This window comes from Psychrobacter muriicola 2pS (genome assembly GCF_904846535.1).
Taxonomy (GTDB): Bacteria; Pseudomonadota; Gammaproteobacteria; order Pseudomonadales; family Moraxellaceae; genus Psychrobacter; species Psychrobacter aquimaris.
This window is the reverse complement of record NZ_CAJHBC010000002.1, coordinates 510,724-531,053: the sequence shown is the minus strand read 5'-3', so window position 1 is coordinate 531,053 and position 20,330 is coordinate 510,724. Positions and strand designations below refer to the sequence as shown.

Here is a 20,330-nt window from a genome sequence, read left to right as displayed (position 1 = left end):
TCCAGTAGGAACTAACTTAGAAGAGTCTAACTAACCAGCATGACAGTAAAATCCAAACCCCTAGCAAGCTTGTTCACAAAGCCACCTCATAACTCGTACTACGCCCAGAAGCCTCAGATTTTTCCAGCATTCCCTGCTCTATCAAATTATCAATATCACGTAGTGCCGTGTCTATAGAACACTTGGTCATAATTGCCCATTTCTTAGTGGTCAGGTTGCCATAAAAGTCAGTCAGTAAGATATTCAGCATTTTTACTTGCCTATCATTCAAAGTATGCTTTCGATGCGTCTGCCAAAAACTCGCTTTATTAATAACTTTATCAGTGGTAGTTTGAGCAGCAATCAGTGCTTGCTCTAGCGTTTGTAAAAACCAACCAATCAGTAATATCTTTATCACCTTTTTGCGTGCCCTCTAGTATTTTGTAGTAGTCATTGCGCTGTTTAATAAACTACGCTGACGTACTATAAAAGCGTTGAGGACTGTCATCACTTTTTGCTAGCATCCGTTCTGTGATTGCTCGTGTTAGTCGTCCCTTTCCATCATCAAAGGGATGAATCGTCACAAACCATAAATGAGCAATACCCGCTTTGATGACCAAATCTATATCATCTTGCTCATGTGGTGAAGTATTAAACCACGATAAACATTTTTCTAGCGCATCTGGTAGCTTCTCCGCACTCGGGGCAACAAAATGAACCTGCTCACGACCATAACCACCAGAAACCACTTGCATAGGTCCTTGACCATCATCACGGATACTGCCTGCTTTGATTCGATAAAATCCACTATATCCATCTGGAAATAATGCCCGAGACCATCCCAGTAACTCGTCCAACAATAATGGCTGTTTATAGTAATAGGTTGCATTTAGCATCATCTCCACAACCGCATCAATCTCACGAGAAGCAGTTGGCATCCTAGCGTCATCTATCCCTAAATATCGGGCTATAGAAGACCGTACTTGCTAGTTATTTAATGCTTCACCTTCAATTTCTGAAGTTTTAACAATCTCTGGAGTCACGGCATCTAACTGTGCCTCAACGTTAAGATTTAAACCTAGTGCTAGCAATTTTCCGAGCAAACACCTTTGTAATATCCGCACCCAACTAATCAATGGCAGCCGTCTTTTATCTGCCCATTGTTCATCGTCCAGTTTGAATATTCATAAATATAGGTAATGGGCTTCGTATTTTTCTCAACTATATGTATAGGCAGGGATTAAAACGTTAATCTCCTTATATTATGCAGAAAATAAATAACACAACTCACGCTAATATCAGTAATAAGGAATAGCTTTAACAGCAGAGGAAATGAGCAGCAATTTTTAATGAAAACGTACTGTTTTTCTGTTGATCTATGTTGGAGTAGAGGTGAAAAGACTATAAAAATATAGTGACTAAATACGTGTTAAATTTGAATACAATCTAATTTGCTTCGTACATTTTTGTTTAGGTAATATTTATGGGTTAATAGAATCAATAAATTTAAGATACTGTCATATCATAATATTTGGTTGACATAGTAAAAGTTAGAATAAAACACGCTACAACACTCCGATACCACTTAACAATAACTGCCCACCAGCAATTAATAGCAGAACACCAAATGCACGCTTAAGCATCAAAGCGGGTAAAACATGCGCCAGTTTCGCCCCAACTTTTGCCATCGCAAAACTCGCCACTGAGATGCATAAAAAGCCCGTAATATGGATAAAACCGATCGTCCCTTCAGGCATATTAACGACGTCTTGACCGAACCAAGCGAAGCCTGCTGCGCCAGCCAGCGCAATGGGCAAACCGCAGGCAGCAGAGGTGCCGACGGATTGCCGCATCGGTAATCCTGCCCAATTCAAAAACGGCACGGTCAAGCTGCCACCACCGATACCAAAAATAGATGACGCCAGCCCAATGCCTGTACCAGCTCCAAACTGCACACCAGCATGTGGCAGCGGCCTATCTGGTTGCTCTTTATTCGATAAAAACAGCATTTTTAGCGCCATCAGTAGCGCGCCCACCCCGATAATCACTTGTAGCATCTGACCGTCGATCATGTCGGCCACGCCAGCACCGACCAAACTGCCAATGACCAGGCCAAGCGCCATATGTCGCCAAATCTCCCAACGCACGCCGCCGCGCTTATTGTGCGCCATCAGTGAGCTCAGCGACGTCACTGCAATCGTGGCCAAAGAAGTTCCTATCGCCAAATGGGTAACGACTTCAGGAGGAAAATGATACGCCGTAAAAATCCACACGAGGACGGGCACGATAATCATGCCGCCGCCCACGCCAAACAAACCCGCACTAAGACCTGCGAACGCCCCAGCAATGACAAACCACACATACAACATGTAACGCCTACCTTTTTGTGATCATCAATCATAAATGAGTATGCAGCGCGAACCCATTAAACCCTATCGGTTTCTATCGATCCATGCTTGTAGCCCATCGATATTACGAAAGTCATCCCAACTTCTACAGGGGATATGCGGTAGCACGTTATTGACCATTTTGGACAACGCACTACCCGGCCCTATTTCTATCACCATACTGGGCTGGTACTCTTCGATGGTCTCTAAGCACAGATACCAGTCTAAAGGGTGATCTATTTGCTGCGATAAGATGCACAGACCTTGCTCACTGTCACTGTATCTGGTGCCATCAGTAGCACTAATAATCGGTGTTCGCATCTTAGGCAGCGTTAAAGACTGTGTATAGCTGGCAAAGGCCTCTGCCGCTTCTTGCATCATGACCGTATGCGAGGGTACAGATACTTTTAGCCGCTGCACATTTTGCGCGCCTAAATTTTGCGCAATGTCGGCAGCCTGCTGAAGATGCGCATGATTGCCCGCGATGATGAACTGATCTCGATTAATCTTAATAGACAAATGGGTCTGGCTCTGTGTAAGTAGCTCATCCATCTTACGGTCAGGCACGCCTTTGATGGCCATCAGCCCACTCGATGCGGTTACTGCGTTTTGCATGACGCTGGCTCTTTGATGCACCAAATCTAAACCAGCAGCATAAGGGAGCTGGCTACTGCAAGCAAAAGCACTGACCTCACCTAAGGAGTAACCCGCAAATGCCATTGGTGCAGCGATCAGTCGCTGTAGCTGCTGCCAACGATAATACTGCAGCGTATAAATAAACGGCTGCGCAATCTGATTATCAAAAAGTCGCTCTTCAAACAGTTGGCTATCAGCATGCTCCGTAAATAATTCAGGTGCTACCGAGCTCAATAAAGACTGCTCATCAGGTGGCATCTGACTCAGTACTTCGTCTAGGTGCGCTTGGCTTTGTAGCCCCTGCCCACTAAATAGGATGATTAAATTCATTTTCCACCTTATATAAGAAGATTGTGACCGCGAGCAAATCGGCGCTGCCACCAGGGCTAAGATTATGCTGCACAAAATACTGATTAATATGGCTTATTTGCTGTTGCCAATCATGTTGATGCACGCCGCCTGCTTGCAAAAACTGCGTGGCCAAGCGCTGCGCCATCTTTAAGTCTTCGATGCCGCCGCGCCAGACGATATTGGTATCTGATAACAGCGATATTAGTAACATCAAGGTCTGCATACTGGATTTTTCAAAGTCTTGGGTGCGGTACATGGTCTCATAAAGACAAGGCAGTACTTGCGCTTGAATGACCTCAAAGCCATTGGCCACCATTTCAATCGCCCCAGTGATGCCATATTGTTTGAACATTTTTTGCCCATGGCTATTGGGATCTCGCGTTAATCGCGTGTGTAAATCCACCTGCCAGCGCTCAACCAGTTGCGCGCAAATATTGTGAGCGGTTAATGCTATGTCTGCTTGTATACATCGACCAATCGCAGCGCAAACAAAGCCCAAATTAAATATCGCGCCTTTATGAGTGTTGATATTATGGGTGGCCTGCCGCATTTTTGCTTCTTGATAAATGCCTTGGTTTTTGATGGCATCAAATGGGCTATCGTCATAACCAAACTGGCTTAAGATGGAAAAATAGCCCTGTAACGACGTGATACTGTATATAAACGTCTGGTGATTCATGTCGGTGTGGCTGCCATTACTTGACGGACAGACCAAACCCGGTTTGTTTTCTAGACTCAATTCATCATATAAGGCTTCGCATGCCAAGGCATCAATATGCTGCCAAATCGCTTGCAGGGAGTGTTGCGGCGTTTGTGTTTGCGCTAATAAAGTGCTCATAGTCATCGGTATTCCATCCTAGTAATACGTCTATATTTTGTAGCTTGATATCATCCAAGGTCTTGACCAACACGGTTGAAATATCAAACATAATGGCGCAAGTCAGCTCGTTAAAAGAGACATCGTCGCATCCATGCAACCTAATCTCTCCGTCGATTTTTAAATCAGCCAACGTACTTGCCAGTCGAGTGAACGCGGCAAGTTCTAATAATATTGGCGCAATATGATCGCTATTGGCAACGATTAATAAATCTAAATCCGAAGTCGGTTTGACAAAGGTTAACCCTGTAAAATATTGATTGGCAAAGGAGCCATAGGCATGAACCGTACACCCTAAACGGGTACAGCGCTCGATAAAGTGCGCTGTGGGTTGTTGAATCGCTGTAGGCAATTGCAGAATTAAATCGGCCAGCGCTAGCGGTGCAGTGATGACTTGCGGAGAGTTAGGTAAAGTGAGTGCCAATCGGTATTTGCAACCATCTTCAATATAACTGGTCGCCACTTTGGTGACGTTAGGCATATCTTGTCTACAAACGGTGAGTGGCTGCTGAGAGTGAATCATTTCCTCAACAGCCAGCGTCACAGAGGCAGGCAGGGAGTTATTCATAAAATTGTATGATTCATGCGCTTGTAGATAAACCAAATCATGACGCTGCATGGCACTCCCCTTGATAGCTTTTATACTTTTATTAACATCACAGATCTCTATTCATATTAAGCCGTCAATACAGACTCGACAATGTCATTACACAATAAGCGCCCTTCTCTATTTTCTGCTACTTGGCGGCGCTCATCTGTCAGAAAATCATCGGTGTGACCCAGCTGCGACTCTAGGGCATTTTCAACCAAATGCGCATCCAGCGTGGTCCAAATCTCATTAACAGCGCCCATGGCATGGTAGTTTTCTACCCCAGGAGCAAAGATGGCGGAGGTCTGTGATAAGGATTTTAGCTTATCCAGCGGTATCTTAGTCACTCGTGACATCGCTTGTAGATCCATCACTTTGACTTGGCTCGACTCTAGTGCAAATGCTTGATTGGCCATGAGACCATAAGACAAGAAGCCGCCACTAACTGCCTCGCCCAAGACAATGGCGAGATTGGGATGACCACGGCGTCTAAGCAAATCAACACAAGACGCCAGATGCGCAAAGGTTCTATTTAGGCACAGCAGCTCATCGGCTCGTGAGGAGTCTTGCCCTAGGGTATCGACGATAAATACGACGGGCGTCTGTTTATCTTGGGCGATAACGTCTAAAATCTCACCCGCCAGCGTCATAGCGATGTATTGGTTCATGGCGGCCGAATCAACCGTACCAATGATTTCCACTTTGCCCAGTTTGGTTTCGGCACTGCCGCGTATCATTGAATCATTGATCTGATAGTCAAGGTTGTTAGGAAACAGCGTTTCTAAAACGGTTTGCGTTTGCATGATATTATCCTTTTTTAATGGCTCTAATCTCTTGAGCACTTAGCATGGCAATGGATTCAGGGTTGTCGATATGCATAGCCTGCCAAATAGGAGTGCTGTCTTTTTGCCCAAACCATTGATCGTACTGCTGCTGCAATCCCGCTTGGCGCTGCTGTAAATACGCTAAATCAAGTGTTATCGCTGGCTCAGCCAGTGCTTCCATAATCCCTTGCTTAATATCATCCACATCATCTTCTACCAAAAAGTCGACATGATCGAGCAGATAACGCGTTTTGCCACCTGTCACGCGCCAGACCAACGCGCGGTCTTTGGAGTCAAACTCTTCAACGCCTTTGATGGTTTCTATAACCTCAGGGCCTGACAGCGCCAAACGCCCTTCTTCTGTCATGATGACGTGCGTACTCAAGCAGGCACAGATACCCATGCCGCCAAACGCGCCATTGGTACCGCCGATGACAGTGATAATCGGAATGCCTGCATCACGCACCTTGAGCATCGCACGCATAATCTCGGAGATGGTAATCAGCCCTGCGTTTGCCTCATGCAGACGAACACCGCCTGAATCGACAAAAAACACAACCGCTTTGGGTTTGTCTTCGATGGCTTTGAGCAAGGTGCCGACAATTTTTGCGCCGTGTATTTCGCCAACTGCCCCGCCCATGAATTTGCCTTCTTGCGCGATCATGTATATTGGCGCGTTTTGAATGGTTGCTTGTCCAATAATTACCCCATCATCAAAACTACCGACAATGTCGAGCGAGGCAAGGTTTGGGCTTACAGGGATGCTACCGGGTTTGAGGATCTCTTGAAAACTGCCTTTATCTACGATACTAGCGATACGATTGCGCGCCGTCTTTTCATAAAAGCTCTTTTGAATGGTTGCATTATCCATTTAATTCGTCCTCCAAGATGTTGACCGCTTGGCTCAAGCGTAAACTTACTACCGCCGGCGTCGCTCCCATATCATTGATTTTAAATTCCAAACCGCCCACGGAATAACGATCAGAGAAGTCTTGCAAGACCGCTTTCCAAATGTGATCAAAGCCCGTCACGGAGGTATCGATAATAAAATTGCTCTTGTCACTATCGGCCAGTGGTGATACCAGTACTTCTAAGTTACCAGAACCCACCACGCCGCAAATCACTTCTTTTTTCGCGTCTTTAATCGGCTGTGAGTCAAAATTAAAATTCAGTATGTTCATTGTTCTATCCTTATCCTAAGTATGATATTTACCAGTTTCTAAAGCGGCTGGGCGGTGCGTAGGTGCCATTGGACCATTTCACCAAATCTTTAATGGATTTTGCGGCCAGCAAATCTCTCGTCGCTTTTGAGGCATCGATGCCCATATCTTCTGGTCTTTGGATAATCCCGCGTGCTCTTAATGCTTTGACTTTGTCATGATCGCGCTTCATGCCGACAGGCGTATAACCTGCGACGCCGCGAATCGCTTGCTCGCGCTCCTCTGGCGTACGGCACAGCAGTAAGTTGGCAATTCCCTCTTCGGTCACGATATGCGTCACATCGTCGCCATAGATCATGATTGGCGGTAGATCGCTGCCCATTTTTTCTTGTAACTGCCACGCATCCAGCTCTTCAACAAACACCGAATCCATATGCTCGCGGTAGGTTTCTACCATCTGCACCACCAGCTTGCGGCCTTTTACCACACGTCCATCGGTGGCTTCTTGTCCTGCTTTAAGATAGGCGTAGCTAGAATGTCTGCGGCCATGTGGGTCTGAGCCCATATTGGGTGCGCCGCCAAAACCTGCAATACGATCGACTGTCGCGGTCGAGCTGTTGCCTTGTAAGTCAATCTGTAAGGTTGAGCCGATGAACAAGTCACAGGCATACAAGCCTGCGGTTTGGCTAAAGGCACGGTTGGATCGCATGCTGCCATCTTTGCCCGTGAAGAAGACATCAGAACGGCTTTCGATATAGTCATCCATCCCCACTTCCGAACCAAAGCTGTGAATGCTCTCGACAAAGCCGCTTTCGATAGCTGGAATCATGGTTGGATGCGGATTGAGCGCCCAGTTGGTACAAACTTTACCTTTTAGATTCAGTTCTGCGCCGTAAGTAGGTAATAGCAATTCAATCGCGGCGGTGTTAAAACCAATCCCGTGATTAAGGCGTTTGATTTGGTATGGCTCGTAAATGCCTTTTAGCACCATCATAGCCATCAGTATCTGTACTTCGGTAATCTGGGCAGGATCGCGGGTAAATAACGGCTCAATATAGTTCGGACGCGGTGCCACAATGAAAAAATCGACCCAATCTGCGGGGATATCTACGCGTGGGACGCTGTCGACCAATTCATTGACCTGTACAATGACGATGCCGCTTTTAAAAGCCGTTGCTTCGACAATCGCTGGGGTATCCTCAGTGTTTGGCCCTGTATACAAATTGCCCTGTGCATCCGCAGAATGCGCGGTAATCAGGCAGACATTGGGGGTTAAGTCGATAAAGTATCGACCATATAACTCTAGGTACGTATGGATAGAGCCAATTTGGATTTTTTGCTGCTGCACCAGTTTTGCTAGTCTTAATGCTTGTGGCCCTGCAAAAGAAAAGTCGACTTTGCTGGCAATACCTTTATCAAAGATATCAATGTGGCTTGGCAGCGCCAATACCGACTGCAAGATGTGCAAGTTGTTTAAAACATCACTGTTGCACTGAGATAAACATTCAGATAAAAAGTCCGCCTGTTTTTGGTTGTTACCTTCAATACAGATTTTGTCTTCAGGCGCGAGGACGGTTTCTAGCAATTCGATGGCACGATCATTTGGAACCAGCTTTTCTAAGCCTTTATTTTTGGCGGCGTCGAGCTTTTTATTGCGGCGTATTTTTTGTAAATTCCATGATGTTTCTTCGGTATTCGCTTTCATAAGACTTCCTTTATCTAATCATTAAAAGAACGCATTGACGGTCAAGAAAAATACAGATGGCCCAAGTAATGCGCCTAGTCCTGTATAAAAAGTCGCCACGAGCGCGCCATAGGGCACCAGTCTGACATCGGTGCCTGCCAACCCAGCGGCGACACCACTAGTAGTGCCTACCAAACCACCAAAAATCATGGCTGAACGTGGGCTTTTAAGCTGCATGAACTTGGCCAGTAGTGGCGTTGAAATCATAAAAAACACCGCTTTAATCAAACCAATCGCAATAGATAAAGCAATGACTTCTGAGCTTGCACCAATCGCTGTGCCTGTGATCGGTCCTACAATATAGGTCATGGCCCCTGCACCAATCGTCGTCATAGAGATTGCATCTCTATAGCCGAGGGTCCATGCCACACCAGCGCCTACGACAAATGGGATAACGCAGCCTAATAACAAAGCAATAATGCCAATCTTGCCAGCACGTTTTATTTCTTTGACATCGACTTCAAACGCTGTCGATGAGATGGCAAGATCTCGCAGCATCGCGCCGCCTAACAGCGCAAAGCCTGAAAAGATTTCGATATCAGAAATGCCCTTGCTGCCCGTGGTGTATAGACCGGCAAAATAGGCCGCAATCAAACCGAGCGTAATCGCAATAGCGGAGGATTGTAGTTTGCCGCGGGTGAGATATTTAGAGAGTACTTGAGAGAAAAGCATCACAAGACCTGTGACTGCTAGAGCAGTGACAAAGCTGTTTTTAGTGAGCGTTTGTATAATTAATTCCATTTAATTATTCCTTGTCGCGCTTGAATGAGTGACGTGGTTTTTCGTATGTTATTAATAACCTTTATTTAATGAGGACAATTAATCTAAAATGACCTCGCTATCATCGTCCCATTCAAATGTGTCGTAATCATTGGCCATTTTATTCAGCCAGCGGACAACGAAAACAGTTGCCGTAAGCGCGATAACAGAAACAATGGCAGCAACCATGCCACCAGATAATGCCGCAACGACGTTTTGCCCTGCAGCCATGGCAACAACGATAGGAATATACATGCCCGCCCAGTACAAAACGCCAAACTGAGTAGACTTCGGCAGTAAACCTCTTTTAGCGAGCATTTCTTTACCGACAATTAATAGAACCATTGCAATAGCGACACCGCCAATGTTCGCGTCGACTCCTAGTATTTGTCCTAATAAGCCACCCAGATAAACGCCGAGTAGGTAACAAACTGCTAGTAAAGCCGTGCCATATATGATCATAAAAACCTTCCTTGGATATAGTTACAACCGTTTTGAGAATATCTACCTTGATATACGATCTATATAAAATAAAAACCTTGCTGAATAACAAATTAAAAATAGGTATAAGACGAATATTTTTTCGAGGTTCTTTGATTTTCCGTATCTATCCCCTCTCCTGATAAAGGATACAAGCCTTAATGAAGCTCGAAACCTGTAGAAGGAACTACCATCTACTACCCACTTGTTTGATATAATCTAATACAGTTGGTTTAAAAGTGCAACCATATTGTATTTATTAAATAGGTTATTGTATACAAATGGAGATTTTATGAGTTTAATTGATGACTTACCTTTATCCGTACAGGTCAGTAAAAAAATAGAAGATGACATTATTTACGGTCTTCTTCCACCTGGCACTAAACTGGATGAAGCCAAGCTTTGTGAAAAATATGGCGTATCCAGAACGCCTATCCGTGAAGCATTGAAGCTTCTAGCATCTGAAGGGTTGGTAGAAATAAGACCGCGTCGAGGTGCCATCATACCGACTTTGAATATTGTCACGCTATTCGAGATGTTTGAAGTGATGGCCTATCTTGAAGGCATGTGCGGCAGATTGGCCGCGAGACGCATCAATGAAGAAGAGAAGGTTGAGCTTCTGCAATTGCACGATCAGTGCAAGCAGTACTTAATCGAGGACAATCCAGAGAGCTACTATGAAGCCAATAGAAAGTTTCATTTTTTCTTGTATCAGTTGAGTCATAACAGCTTTTTGGTCGAGCAAGCCAGCAATTTGCACAATCGCTTGCATCCCTATAGACGCTTGCAACTGCGCGTAAACAATCGCATGCAGCACTCGTTTGATGAACATCAAAGCATTGTCGATGCCGTTATTAATGCCGATGAGGATTTGGCGGAGCGTTTGATTAAAGCGCATGTCTCGATTCAAGGCGAGCGCTTTACAGATTTGGTTGCCACTATGAGCCCTGATAGTACCCAGAACTAAGCTGTACGCAATATTCGATATTATCAAAAGTGAATACTGGCCTTTAACAGTTTGAGGAAAAATGTTATATCCAAGTATGGTTACGAGACTGTGCTGTTGCTAAAGTAGCAAATAGATCAACATTAGCATGACCACCTAAAGAATAATCTAGGAAGGTATACCCAAAAAGGCTATTATCTGACTTATGATAATAAATATAAAATTTTGTTTATTAGTTTTCGTCTTTAATATATAGTTTCTAATAGGCCTAACTTTACCTAGACCGCCCGAACTATCTCGAAGATTATTGTAATTGAGCTAGGAATTCAGTCTAAAAAGGTTGTGTAAGCATCCGGAAAACAACTTAAATAACCAGATGAAAACAATATTTTTTTAGAAAAATACACTGCTTCTGTATTGGAGTAGAGGTAAAAGACTATTAAAAAACATGGTGCCCAAATACGTGTTAAATTTTATCCTATACTAATTTAATTAATGTTTTCTTGACTATATAATGACTACAGATCAATAAAATCAGTATATGTAAGATAACGTGATATTTTGGTGTTTCGTTGAGCTACTTTGACATGGTAGAGGTTCAGCAGTTCGAGTTTGCTTATGCCTACCAAATATTTAGAAAGCCCCAATCTTTAAGATTGGGGCTTTTTTTATGCGTGTCATTTAAGGAATATAGAAGAAATGACAGCTCTACAATAAAACCTGTTTGTATAGCACGCTTGGTTATCTATCACCTTTTAAGTTTGAAAGACGGTGTTATGATAATTTAACTTTGTCAGGCATTGCTACCTGACTCAAGTAAATCCGCTTCCGATATTCTGTACTGATTTACTGACAGTGATACTAAAAAAGTACCGATTCTTATCCAAAGCGTAGCGTCTGTATAGATAATCGCTTTTGATAAAGTGGCGCATACAAGTGAGGTTAGTAACCAAGGTAAGTAATGATATAATGCCCGAATAATCGATATTTTATGAAGGATTTACATTATGGCTCGTACAGCTAGCGCATTACACATTTTAGTAAAACACAAAGAAGTGGCTGAAGACATTATTGTCAAGCTTAAAAAAGGTGCTAAGTTTGATGTACTGGCTAAAAAACACTCAAACTGCCCATCAGGTAAAAAAGGTGGCAGCTTAGGTGAATTTCGACAAGGCGATATGGTACCGGCATTTGATAAAGTATGCTTCAGCGGCGAACTATACACCCCGCATTTAGTGAAAACCAAATTTGGCTGGCATGTGGTTAAAATACTTTATAGAACATAAGCGTTAGAGTTAGAACTTTGATGGTAAGCCGACTGAGGTCTGCCTTAAACATTATCTTGAGTCAGGCAGTAATGCCTGACAAAGTTAAATTATCATAACACTGCTTTTCAAAATTTTATTTATAGTATTTTTCCTGATAAACCATTCTTCATCCATAGTTAGATTCAAGAGCAAATCCTTTGGTATGTTTTTATTATAGACGAGTCTATTTCTGACAGAATTTCTTATTAATTTTCAGGTACATAATGATTAAGAAGTATTCAGCGTTAGTCACGACTAAATTCAATTTGCACATTACCTTGTCCCAGTATATCAGCTAACTTATCAGGCTGGCTCACTCTACCAATACGCGTATAGGAATATGACGAAGAGAAACTCTTATAAAACACCACTAACGTTGATGAGCCATACAACATGATGTCACCATTGTGAATAGTATTTACCCGACTGGCATTCGTTGGCAGTGCATTTGGTAGCTGAGTGTGCTTCTCATTACTGTGCAAATCTTCCATATTTAACGTTAAGGGTAATTGTGCCGCAAAAGCATGCGAAGTCGCGTTGTCTTCAGCCAACACTTCAAAACGATGTCCATTAATTGTCATCCACATATTCACTTGCTCCTTTTCTGATATCGGTTGCTCTGTATTATTAGAGCTTGTTTTTTGCGTCAAACTTTCATGCACAATGGACGAGTTTGATGTGGCATTTTGATCGTCAGCACAAGCACTCAATGCTGGTAAGATACCAATAGCCATCATAATGATCATGCGGTTGTTCACATTCATCTGCCAAACTCCCTTAAAGTAGTTACCGCGCGGTCAAACGCGATGTTAAGAACGCAGAAATCACTAAAATAATAGCACTAAATACAAACGTTGCCTGAAAACCGCTATGATCCAATAAAATACCACCCAGTGTAGAACCCAAAGCAATAGCCAGCTGAACTACAGCGACCATTAAGCCCCCACCTGCTTCAGCATTTTCTGGCAATGTACGAGCAAGCCAACGCCACCAACCAACAGGTAGCCCTGTACCTAAAAGACCCCAAATTCCAAGCAATATGGCCACAACTATGGTCGATGTGCCAAAAAATATCAGAGTCAATGCAATAACTGCCATTAAAATAGGACTCATAATTAGCGTCGTATAAAAACGACGATCCAAGAATACATTGATAATACACGTGCCAATAAAGCCCATGACTCCAATACCGAGCAAAATCAGTGACAAGGTGGAAATATTAACTTGGGTAATGGTTTCTAGAAAAGGTCTAACGTAAGTATAAAGTGAGAATTGACCCATAAAAAACAAACTGACTGCCAACATACCAATCATCACGACAGGATTACGGAGTAACCCTAAAATAGTGGGATGTTTATCTGTCTGATCCGTGGCAATCTGCATGGAAGGTAAACTGATCCATTGCCAAATAAAGGTTACGATGGCGACAGGAACGAGACAGAAAAAAGCACCGCGCCAACCAATGATTGACCCAAGGTAACTGCCTAAAGGTGCAGCAATGACCATTGCCAATGCATTGCCACTATTAAAAATAGCCATTGCCCGTGGCACATCTGAGCTTGGCACTAATCGCATTGCCATAGCTACCGACATTGACCAAAACCCGCCTATGACCACCCCAAGCAAAGCACGGCCAATCATGTAAACCATATAGTTTTGCGCCAGTGCAACAATGACGCCTGACATGGCCATAATGGCGGTTAAAAGCAACAATAGTGTTTTACGATTCATATTGCCTGCTACACGAGAAATCGTCAAACTTGTGATAACCGCAAAAGCACCTGAAATAGCAATGCCTTGACCTACCATCCCTTCACTGATGCTGAGATCTATTGCAATCGGCGTGAGTAGACTCACAGGCATAAATTCTGATGCAATTAATGCAAAAACACACAGTGTCATGGCAAAAACCCCACTCCAATAGGCGGGCTGTTCTACATTTTTTTCTTTTTCTTTGGTGTTCAACATACACACTCTCGATATTGTATTGAGAATCTATTAAAAAACGGGTTTTAAACTAAACGAAAAACCGGCCATCACGTAGCCGGTTGTTTTTATAACTCACTACCCTCTTTTTTTATTTCAAGTTTTTATTAAAAAAGTCTGTTAATTTATCAAAAGGGATTTTGTCCATGCGGTCGTATAAATCGACATGGTTCGTATTTGGTAAAATGAGCAGCTCTTTTGGTTGTTTGGCTTTTTGATAAGCATCTTTACTAAAATAAAGCGAGTGGGCATCCTCGCCAGCAATGATTAAGATAGGACGCGGAGATATCTCGTCAATATAGCTCAGCAGTGGCATATTCATAAATGATAAAGGCGTCGTCGCCGTCCATGCACCGCTTGAGTTCACCGCATTTTTATGAAAACCCCGATCCGTGCGGTAGTAATCGAAAAACTCTTTTTGCACAGGGTTTGGATTGCTATCTAAGGTTTCGGGCAAAATAAGATCTGCCGTGGTCACTTTGCCGTTATCGTCTACATAGAGATCATGATTGGCCGTCGCAGGTTGTCCTTTCTCTGCGTCTACCCAGCGTTGTTGATTGAGATGTTTCAATACCGCTTGACGATCGTCCGCATCATAGCGATCATCACCATCACCTACCCCATGTCCCATCGCACGACTCATATCGTACATGCTGGTCGTGGCGACCGCTTTGATTCGCGTATCCATCGCAGCGGCATTCAAACCCATGCCACCCCAACCACAGATACCAATAATGCCAATCCGATTTCTATTAACCTCAGGACGTAACCCTAAGTAATCTATCGCTGCACTAAAGTCTTCCGTATTGATATCTGGTGACGCGACATTTCTAGGCGTACCGCTGCTTTCACCCGTATACGAAGGATCAAAAGCGATAGTGACGAAGCCCTGTTCTGCCATTTTTTGGGCATATAATCCTGATGATTGTTCTTTAACAGCGCCAAAAGGACCACCAACAGCCAATGCTGCCAGCTTTTTACCTTTATAGGCTTTTGGTATATAGAGATCTGCGGCAAGCGTAATGCCATAACGGTTTTTAAACGTTACTTTTTGATGTGTGACGCTGTCACTTTTCGCAAAAGTTTTATCCCAGTTCTGTACGAGTGGACTAGTAGGTGTGGCGGCTTGTGCCATATGATTCGCTCCAAGAATGGTTGAGCTGACAAGTAATCCCAAGCTAAGTTTTTTTATCATTGCTGGTAAGGTCATTGGTCTTCCTTTTTGATAGTAAATAATCACTTATCTGATGATTATTCATAATGCGTGAGTAGAGATAGCCGTGTTCTAAACAAGACAAAGTTGTTTATAATATATTCTTTGAAGTCATGAGATTATCTTATACTTCTACAATTCTAGTGATAATACCCATTTTTTAACTTTTATTTATTCATTCAGGTTCTGAATATGCGACAACAAGAGAATTATAATGAGCTGCATGCTTTCTTATTGGTTGCTCAAGAGAGTAGTTTTACTAAGGCCGCTGTCAAACTTGGGATATCACAATCCGCATTGAGCCGCTCTATTAAGTTATTAGAGCAGCGCTTAGGTCTACAGTTATTCACGAGAACCACACGTAGCTTGTCTTTGACACATGCAGGCGAAGCGTTGTTTGTGACCGCTGAGCAGAGTTTTAGTTTATTAGATAGGCAGTTGGATGGACTCAAGCATTTACGCGAAACGCCTGCGGGGTTGGTGCGCATCAGTGCTGGTCAGTATGCTATTGATAAAGTGCTGTTACCAAAGCTGGCTAAATTCAAGCAGCTGTACCCTGATATTAAATTGGAGTTGATAAGCGATACTGCTTTATCAGATATTATCAGCACACAATTTGACGCAGGTGTTCGCTTTGGTAGTTTAGTTACTGAGGGCATGATATCGGTGCGTATCGACTATGATGAGGAGATTGCTGTGGTCGGTTCGCCAGACTATTTCCATGAGTTTGGCTTTCCCAAAAGCCCAATAGACTTGAACGATCATAACTGTTTGGGCTATCGATTTATGGGTGGCGGTATGTACCACTGGGACTTTATAGTTGATGGGCAGCCGTATAAATTAAAGACGCAAGGACAATGGGTGTTTTCGACTGATTATTCAGTGATTGATGCAGCAAAACGAGGACTAGGCATTGGTTATGTGCCTATTGATATGATTAAAAATGAGCTAAAAAACGGCAAGCTTATTCATATATTGAGAGAGTTCAGTCATACCTTTAGCGGCTTTCATTTATATTATCCGCATCACAATGTGTCACCTGCGCTACGAACCGTCATTGATGCTTTGAAGCTCAAATAATATTTACTTGGGCTGCAAAGCATCAAAACTTTTCCTAAAAAAATTATTTATAAGGATATTTCGGCCTCACGATATCGTTCAGTTTCGCGCAATACTCTGATGTCTTTTAATGGTAACTCACCAAACAAACGGCGATATTCTCGACTGAACTGAGAAGGACTCTCATAGCCTACTTTGAACGCTGTCGCCGTTGCATCTAAGCTTTCGGTCAGCATCAAACGACGAGCTCCATTCAGGCGCAGATTTTTTTGGAATTGCAGAGGCGTCATAGCAGTCACCAAACGAAAGTGTGTATAAAATGCTGAAAAGCTCATGTCAGATATCATAATATAATATATGGTCGATCTACCCTGACATGGTAGAGGGACTTTGCTGTTAAAACGATAGATAGCTTTTAAAGATAGAGTGAGACCTAAACAGCCACACCAAATAATCTTCCAATCAATGATGTCGCAACCATCGCTAGCACACCCCATATCACGACCCTAGCAGTAGCAGGAATAACAGGTGCCCCGCCCAAGCGCGCCGATATTATGCCAAGTAGTGCTAAGCCTACTATCGTTAAAGTCGCTAGTGACCAAACCAGTGTTTGTGCTGGCAAAAGTAAAATCCCAATAATCGGTAATATGGCGCCCGCAATGAACGACAATCCAGAAGCAACTGACGCATGAATCGGCTTAGCTTGACTCAGATCTGTTAAGCCAATCTCATCTCGAGCATGCGCCTCTAGCGCATCATGCTCAGTCAAAGCTACAGCAACTTGATGCGCCAAGTCATGGTCCAGTCCGCGTTGCTCATAAATTTTAGTCAGCTCGTTCAGCTCGCGCTCAGCATTATGAGTCAGTTCATGCAGCTCTTTATCCAGATCAGCTTTTTCGGTATCAGCTTGAGATGAGACTGAAATATACTCACCAGCTGCCATCGATACAGCACCTGCAGTTAACGCGGCCATCCCTGTTAACAGCAATGTCTGACTACTTGTACTTGCTGCAGCGACACCGACTAATAAACTCGCGGTTGAAATCAATCCATCATTGGCGCCAAGTACTGCTGCCCTGAGCCAATGATTACGATTACTTAGATGAGCTTCGTCGTGAATAGAATGATGCATAGAGAGCCTCAAATGACATAGTGATGAATATAGCAGTGTAGCCTATAATGACATACTATTTCATACAACTTAACAGATGGTCATTTTGCTTGTTTTAGCGCCACTAAGCGATAAGTCATCAGTAAAAAGACCAACGTTTGACTACCTGCATAAAATAATAATAAAGGCAGCTCTCGACTGTCTGAGCCTACCATAAACACATGAATGCTGATGAACATATACGCCATAAAGGTCAAAAAGTGTAACCAGCGCCATGCTGATTGACCAATATACTGCTTAATATAAAAACTAAACGCACAGATAAATAAGAACCAAAACCCCAACTGCCCTAATGCCACGCCCACACGCTCAGTCTGAAACCCAAAAGGCATTAGCACCTGCCATAGGTTCAGATTTAAGAAATTATCTGCTAATAAGATACCAGCATGAAACGCGGCAAAGCCTACGGCAATCAGGCTTAGATACTGATGTAAGGCAAATACTCGCGCGGCATTAAATCGCTTGCCTAAACGAGTGCTTAACAATAAGCCAAAAATGACTGCCAACCAAAATAACGTATAAGCGATAACACCGCTTGCCCGTGATAAATACCAAAAGTGTTTATCTGTGCTGGTCAGTAGCTGAGATACCGTCTCTCCCCAAGTTAACGACGCATAACCACCAACTCCGATAGCAATGCTTAACATTAAGCCAACCCATAGAGCTTGAGTGAGAACATTAGTATTGGAAGCAGTATGACTGCTGGTAGGATGGTCTGTATGCATGACTATGCTCCTATGAATGGCTTTACTTAATGTATTGATATCTAGCGCATGTCGCGTGATAAATTAACTAGCAAGCAGGTTTGGGCGCATGGCAGAGGTCGCCATCAATGTGTTATCCCTATCTATTAACAACGCTGCAATATGGTGTTTATTGAGCCACGCCACGGCCGCTTTAACACCAAGAAGCACGCAGTATTTGGCGTACACCTCCGCCGTCATCGTATCTTTCGCCAGTACCGTTGCAGTTAGGACGTCACTGGTTACTGGACGCAAGTCATGCGGGTGGATCAAATGATGTTGCCAGCGGCCGTCGTGCCACCAGCGACGATAATCTTGCCCAGATGTGGCGACAGCCCCAGAGCTGAGCTTGAGGATCGCCACATCTTCATCATTGTGAACGTGCTCACTATTGGCAAAATACGGCTTGGCAACAGCCACTCCCCAAGACACTGGTTTATCTGTTGGGTTTTTTGGAACACCAATCGCGATATCCCCACCCATATCGACTAAGCAGGGAATATGCCAGTCATGAACTCGGCTAATATTTTCCGCCAACTGCATGGCGCACCACCCTTTGACATATCCATTCAAATCCAGTGCCATGCCAGCTGGCAGATATACTTGATATTGTCCGTCAGCTAACTGGCGAAGCTGAATACCTTCTATCTGCTGATTGGCATGGTTAGCACTTGTCGTGTCTTGCACGTTTGTAGGGGTGCTTACGCCAGTAACAGGTAATGATGGCATAGACATTTTGGGCAAGGTCTCAAATGAATGCTTATAGCCTGCGGCCCATAGAGGGTGCAATAACGTTGGTGTCACTAAGCCTTGAGTCTTTGAGACGAAGTGAATGGCACGCTGCAACACCTCGAATAATTCTGAACTCACCTCAGACCATTGGTCGCCACGGTTATTCAGTCTCATAAGCTCACTGCTGTCATCAAAACGACTGAAGATATGTTCCCAGTCAGCTAAGCGCTGCTGAATATCGTTTGTCAAAAAAGCGACTTGTTGGTCTATTCTCATTTGTGAAGGTTGCGCGCTCAGTCTTGTGGTATTTAAGCTAATTTGAATGTGACAACCCATGGCAAACAGTTTAATCGTGGCCAGTTGCGGTGTTGTTTGATTGGACGTATTTGTGTGCATTCAAAGCCCTCCCTTGACTAAACATTCAAACTAAATAATCTGTGGTTTTTCTTATTTATTGAGAAGAGCGCGTACGAGCGACAACCCTTATTACCTCAACAGGTGCGACTGCATTGACCTGTCGCAATTGATTGATATCAGCGATGGGCATTGGCGTGACAGCCCTTTCATCAGACTCAGCAACAGCAGTGCTTATAATGGCAGTGCTCACAGGGGCAGTTTGTTTTTCTTGATTGAGTAGTACCAGCCATCCTGCCATAGTACCTGCAATCGAGACCATCATAATGCTGCTTTTAAGAGCGGCAAAAGGATCTGCTTTTTTAGCCGTTTTTTTGACGGCTGGTGTCGAATGTGATTTGGTATTAGTCATCGTATTCCTCTTCATCATGTTGCTGATAGCTCATGGCGATTAGGCGATCATTCTCTTTATAGTATTTTTTATCGTGTGCTTTGCGGTGTTTATCCTCTTTATGTTTGTCATCATCGTGGTGCTTATCTTCATAGTCATCATCATCGTCATCGTCAAATCTCTCAGCACGATAGTCATTGGTCGCAACCGGATTCAGTACAGTGCCGACACTGGCATCAATATAAGTAGCGCCGCTGTCTAATAGCACCTCATAAGCAACGGTGCCGTTATAATTGACGAGCTCGGGTGACCCCTGCAATACTGAATTGGTGGGCGCGTCTTGCTGCGCAAGCGCAGTTGCTTGCGTGGCTGTGAGTGCCGCAAGAGGTGATGGATTGGCAGATGGGGGTTGCGTGAGAGGGTTTGCCACGGCTTTAAAGGACGATAAATCAGAGGATACAGCGGTAATATCAGTATTTTGACTCATGACATTCGCAGCTGATAGTGCGTCATCAGCACTGGGCGATTGGACAGATAAGGCGATAACGCCACCAAAAAACACTAATGAGGTGGCACCAACAGTCAATAATAAGGGTTTTAATAGAGGTAGGCTCATAGGATGTACTCCGTCTATATTATTAG

General features: G+C 43.7%; 25 protein-coding genes. 3 read left to right on the top strand and 22 right to left on the bottom strand.

Annotated features, from left to right (window positions below; genetic code table 11):
* Positions 1-73: 73 nt before the first annotated feature.
* From JMX93_RS04745 to madL, 13 genes are all read right to left on the bottom strand, one after another.
* Positions 74-397, bottom strand: coding sequence for a hypothetical protein (locus JMX93_RS04745; RefSeq protein WP_499204009.1), 324 nt, complete (start codon positions 395-397; stop codon positions 74-76).
* 52 nt (positions 398-449) lie between these two features.
* On the bottom strand, positions 450-917 hold the full coding sequence (locus tag JMX93_RS04740; protein ID WP_499204008.1) for a Fic family protein: 468 nt from the start codon (positions 915-917) through the stop codon (positions 450-452).
* A 48-nt stretch (positions 918-965) separates the two neighbouring features.
* A complete protein-coding gene (locus JMX93_RS04735) occupies positions 966-1,103 on the bottom strand; it encodes a DUF4172 domain-containing protein (RefSeq protein WP_443215457.1) in 138 nt (45 codons plus the stop codon).
* A 441-nt stretch (positions 1,104-1,544) separates the two neighbouring features.
* Positions 1,545-2,348, bottom strand: a complete 804-nt coding sequence (locus JMX93_RS04730) for a TSUP family transporter (RefSeq protein WP_496191815.1) — start codon at positions 2,346-2,348, stop codon at positions 1,545-1,547.
* Between the two features lie 63 nt (positions 2,349-2,411).
* The gene (gene mdcH / locus JMX93_RS04725) at positions 2,412-3,332 is read right to left on the bottom strand and encodes a malonate decarboxylase subunit epsilon (RefSeq protein WP_499204007.1); all 921 of its coding nucleotides are present in this window, start codon (positions 3,330-3,332) and stop codon (positions 2,412-2,414) included.
* Entirely contained in the window at positions 3,310-4,191 is an 882-nt protein-coding gene (gene mdcB, locus JMX93_RS04720; protein WP_499204006.1) for a triphosphoribosyl-dephospho-CoA synthase MdcB, read from the bottom strand. Before mdcB ends, mdcH begins: the two co-directional genes overlap by 23 nt.
* Positions 4,124-4,849 carry a malonate decarboxylase holo-[acyl-carrier-protein] synthase gene (mdcG, locus tag JMX93_RS04715; RefSeq protein ID WP_499204005.1) on the bottom strand — a complete coding sequence of 242 codons (726 nt, stop codon included), beginning with the start codon at positions 4,847-4,849 and terminating at the stop codon, positions 4,124-4,126. The genes mdcB and mdcG overlap by 68 nt, the downstream gene beginning before the upstream one ends.
* A 56-nt stretch (positions 4,850-4,905) precedes the next feature.
* A complete protein-coding gene (mdcE, locus tag JMX93_RS04710; RefSeq protein ID WP_499204004.1) occupies positions 4,906-5,622 on the bottom strand; it encodes a biotin-independent malonate decarboxylase subunit gamma in 717 nt (238 codons plus the stop codon).
* A 4-nt stretch (positions 5,623-5,626) separates the two neighbouring features.
* Positions 5,627-6,514, bottom strand: coding sequence for a biotin-independent malonate decarboxylase subunit beta (locus tag JMX93_RS04705; protein WP_499204003.1), 888 nt, complete (start codon positions 6,512-6,514; stop codon positions 5,627-5,629).
* Positions 6,507-6,824, bottom strand: coding sequence for a malonate decarboxylase acyl carrier protein (gene mdcC, locus JMX93_RS04700; RefSeq protein ID WP_499204002.1), 318 nt, complete (start codon positions 6,822-6,824; stop codon positions 6,507-6,509). The genes JMX93_RS04705 and mdcC overlap by 8 nt, the downstream gene beginning before the upstream one ends.
* A gap of 28 nt (positions 6,825-6,852) precedes the next feature.
* Positions 6,853-8,508, bottom strand: coding sequence for a malonate decarboxylase subunit alpha (gene mdcA / locus JMX93_RS04695; RefSeq protein ID WP_499204001.1), 1,656 nt, complete (start codon positions 8,506-8,508; stop codon positions 6,853-6,855).
* Positions 8,509-8,529: 21 nt separating this feature from the next.
* Positions 8,530-9,288, bottom strand: coding sequence for a malonate transporter subunit MadM (gene madM / locus JMX93_RS04690; RefSeq protein WP_198331129.1), 759 nt, complete (start codon positions 9,286-9,288; stop codon positions 8,530-8,532).
* Between the two features lie 78 nt (positions 9,289-9,366).
* Positions 9,367-9,768 (bottom strand): malonate transporter subunit MadL, encoded by a 402-nt coding sequence (gene madL / locus JMX93_RS04685; RefSeq protein ID WP_198331128.1) that lies wholly within the window; start codon positions 9,766-9,768, stop codon positions 9,367-9,369.
* A 310-nt stretch (positions 9,769-10,078) separates the two neighbouring features.
* Here madL and JMX93_RS04680 point away from each other — a divergent pair, with 310 nt between their 5' ends.
* Together JMX93_RS04680 and ppiC are read left to right on the top strand one after the other, a co-directional pair.
* A complete protein-coding gene (locus JMX93_RS04680; RefSeq protein ID WP_198331127.1) occupies positions 10,079-10,753 on the top strand; it encodes a GntR family transcriptional regulator in 675 nt (224 codons plus the stop codon).
* Between the two features lie 986 nt (positions 10,754-11,739).
* Positions 11,740-12,018: a peptidylprolyl isomerase PpiC gene (gene ppiC, locus JMX93_RS04675; RefSeq protein ID WP_198331126.1), complete on the top strand. Its 279-nt coding sequence runs from the start codon at positions 11,740-11,742 to the stop codon at positions 12,016-12,018.
* 266 nt (positions 12,019-12,284) lie between these two features.
* On the opposite strand, the gene JMX93_RS04670 is transcribed toward ppiC, so the two are convergent.
* The 3 genes from JMX93_RS04670 to JMX93_RS04660 all read right to left on the bottom strand — a co-directional run bounded on the left by JMX93_RS04670 (position 12,285) and on the right by JMX93_RS04660 (position 15,235).
* Entirely contained in the window at positions 12,285-12,803 is a 519-nt protein-coding gene (locus JMX93_RS04670) for a cyclophilin-like fold protein (protein WP_499204000.1), read from the bottom strand.
* Positions 12,804-12,825: 22 nt separating this feature from the next.
* Positions 12,826-14,007 carry an MFS transporter gene (locus JMX93_RS04665; RefSeq protein WP_499203999.1) on the bottom strand — a complete coding sequence of 394 codons (1,182 nt, stop codon included), beginning with the start codon at positions 14,005-14,007 and terminating at the stop codon, positions 12,826-12,828.
* A gap of 109 nt (positions 14,008-14,116) precedes the next feature.
* Positions 14,117-15,235 (bottom strand): alpha/beta hydrolase, encoded by a 1,119-nt coding sequence (locus tag JMX93_RS04660; protein ID WP_499203998.1) that lies wholly within the window; start codon positions 15,233-15,235, stop codon positions 14,117-14,119.
* A gap of 195 nt (positions 15,236-15,430) precedes the next feature.
* Here JMX93_RS04660 and JMX93_RS04655 point away from each other — a divergent pair, with 195 nt between their 5' ends.
* Positions 15,431-16,318 (top strand): LysR family transcriptional regulator, encoded by an 888-nt coding sequence (locus JMX93_RS04655; RefSeq protein WP_499203997.1) that lies wholly within the window; start codon positions 15,431-15,433, stop codon positions 16,316-16,318.
* Positions 16,319-16,365: 47 nt separating this feature from the next.
* Here the strand turns inward: JMX93_RS04655 and JMX93_RS04650 are convergent, their stop codons facing one another.
* The 6 genes from JMX93_RS04650 to JMX93_RS04625 all read right to left on the bottom strand — a co-directional run bounded on the left by JMX93_RS04650 (position 16,366) and on the right by JMX93_RS04625 (position 20,304).
* A complete protein-coding gene (locus JMX93_RS04650) occupies positions 16,366-16,632 on the bottom strand; it encodes a helix-turn-helix domain-containing protein (protein WP_499203996.1) in 267 nt (88 codons plus the stop codon).
* A gap of 98 nt (positions 16,633-16,730) precedes the next feature.
* Positions 16,731-17,429: a VIT1/CCC1 transporter family protein gene (locus tag JMX93_RS04645; RefSeq protein WP_443215443.1), complete on the bottom strand. Its 699-nt coding sequence runs from the start codon at positions 17,427-17,429 to the stop codon at positions 16,731-16,733.
* A gap of 80 nt (positions 17,430-17,509) precedes the next feature.
* On the bottom strand, positions 17,510-18,193 hold the full coding sequence (locus tag JMX93_RS04640; RefSeq protein WP_499203995.1) for a DUF8596 domain-containing protein: 684 nt from the start codon (positions 18,191-18,193) through the stop codon (positions 17,510-17,512).
* A gap of 63 nt (positions 18,194-18,256) precedes the next feature.
* A complete protein-coding gene (locus JMX93_RS04635; protein WP_499203994.1) occupies positions 18,257-19,339 on the bottom strand; it encodes an FAD:protein FMN transferase in 1,083 nt (360 codons plus the stop codon).
* Between the two features lie 55 nt (positions 19,340-19,394).
* Positions 19,395-19,709: a hypothetical protein gene (locus JMX93_RS04630; protein ID WP_499203993.1), complete on the bottom strand. Its 315-nt coding sequence runs from the start codon at positions 19,707-19,709 to the stop codon at positions 19,395-19,397.
* Positions 19,702-20,304 carry a PepSY domain-containing protein gene (locus JMX93_RS04625; RefSeq protein ID WP_499203992.1) on the bottom strand — a complete coding sequence of 201 codons (603 nt, stop codon included), beginning with the start codon at positions 20,302-20,304 and terminating at the stop codon, positions 19,702-19,704. Before JMX93_RS04625 ends, JMX93_RS04630 begins: the two co-directional genes overlap by 8 nt.
* Positions 20,305-20,330 lie beyond the last annotated feature (26 nt).

Bases quoted from the DNA above. Each gene is read 5' to 3' on its own strand.
- JMX93_RS04740 (WP_499204008.1), bottom strand. From the start codon at position 917: ATGCCAACTGCTTCTCGTGAGATTGATGCGGTTGTGGAGATGATGCTA.
- JMX93_RS04730 (WP_496191815.1), bottom strand. From the start codon at position 2,348: ATGTTGTATGTGTGGTTTGTCATTGCTGGGGCGTTCGCAGGTCTTAGT.
- mdcH (WP_499204007.1), bottom strand. From the start codon at position 3,332: ATGAATTTAATCATCCTATTTAGTGGGCAGGGGCTACAAAGCCAAGCG.
- mdcB (WP_499204006.1), bottom strand. From the start codon at position 4,191: ATGAGCACTTTATTAGCGCAAACACAAACGCCGCAACACTCCCTGCAA.
- mdcG (WP_499204005.1), bottom strand. From the start codon at position 4,849: ATGCAGCGTCATGATTTGGTTTATCTACAAGCGCATGAATCATACAAT.
- mdcE (WP_499204004.1), bottom strand. From the start codon at position 5,622: ATGCAAACGCAAACCGTTTTAGAAACGCTGTTTCCTAACAACCTTGAC.
- JMX93_RS04705 (WP_499204003.1), bottom strand. From the start codon at position 6,514: ATGGATAATGCAACCATTCAAAAGAGCTTTTATGAAAAGACGGCGCGC.
- mdcC (WP_499204002.1), bottom strand. From the start codon at position 6,824: ATGAACATACTGAATTTTAATTTTGACTCACAGCCGATTAAAGACGCG.
- mdcA (WP_499204001.1), bottom strand. From the start codon at position 8,508: ATGAAAGCGAATACCGAAGAAACATCATGGAATTTACAAAAAATACGC.
- madM (WP_198331129.1), bottom strand. From the start codon at position 9,288: ATGGAATTAATTATACAAACGCTCACTAAAAACAGCTTTGTCACTGCT.
- madL (WP_198331128.1), bottom strand. From the start codon at position 9,768: ATGATCATATATGGCACGGCTTTACTAGCAGTTTGTTACCTACTCGGC.
- JMX93_RS04680 (WP_198331127.1), top strand. From the start codon at position 10,079: ATGAGTTTAATTGATGACTTACCTTTATCCGTACAGGTCAGTAAAAAA.
- ppiC (WP_198331126.1), top strand. From the start codon at position 11,740: ATGGCTCGTACAGCTAGCGCATTACACATTTTAGTAAAACACAAAGAA.
- JMX93_RS04670 (WP_499204000.1), bottom strand. From the start codon at position 12,803: ATGAATGTGAACAACCGCATGATCATTATGATGGCTATTGGTATCTTA.
- JMX93_RS04665 (WP_499203999.1), bottom strand. From the start codon at position 14,007: ATGTTGAACACCAAAGAAAAAGAAAAAAATGTAGAACAGCCCGCCTAT.
- JMX93_RS04660 (WP_499203998.1), bottom strand. From the start codon at position 15,235: ATGACCTTACCAGCAATGATAAAAAAACTTAGCTTGGGATTACTTGTC.
- JMX93_RS04655 (WP_499203997.1), top strand. From the start codon at position 15,431: ATGCGACAACAAGAGAATTATAATGAGCTGCATGCTTTCTTATTGGTT.
- JMX93_RS04650 (WP_499203996.1), bottom strand. From the start codon at position 16,632: ATGAGCTTTTCAGCATTTTATACACACTTTCGTTTGGTGACTGCTATG.
- JMX93_RS04645 (WP_443215443.1), bottom strand. From the start codon at position 17,429: ATGCATCATTCTATTCACGACGAAGCTCATCTAAGTAATCGTAATCAT.
- JMX93_RS04640 (WP_499203995.1), bottom strand. From the start codon at position 18,193: ATGCATACAGACCATCCTACCAGCAGTCATACTGCTTCCAATACTAAT.
- JMX93_RS04635 (WP_499203994.1), bottom strand. From the start codon at position 19,339: ATGCACACAAATACGTCCAATCAAACAACACCGCAACTGGCCACGATT.
- JMX93_RS04630 (WP_499203993.1), bottom strand. From the start codon at position 19,709: ATGACTAATACCAAATCACATTCGACACCAGCCGTCAAAAAAACGGCT.
- JMX93_RS04625 (WP_499203992.1), bottom strand. From the start codon at position 20,304: ATGAGCCTACCTCTATTAAAACCCTTATTATTGACTGTTGGTGCCACC.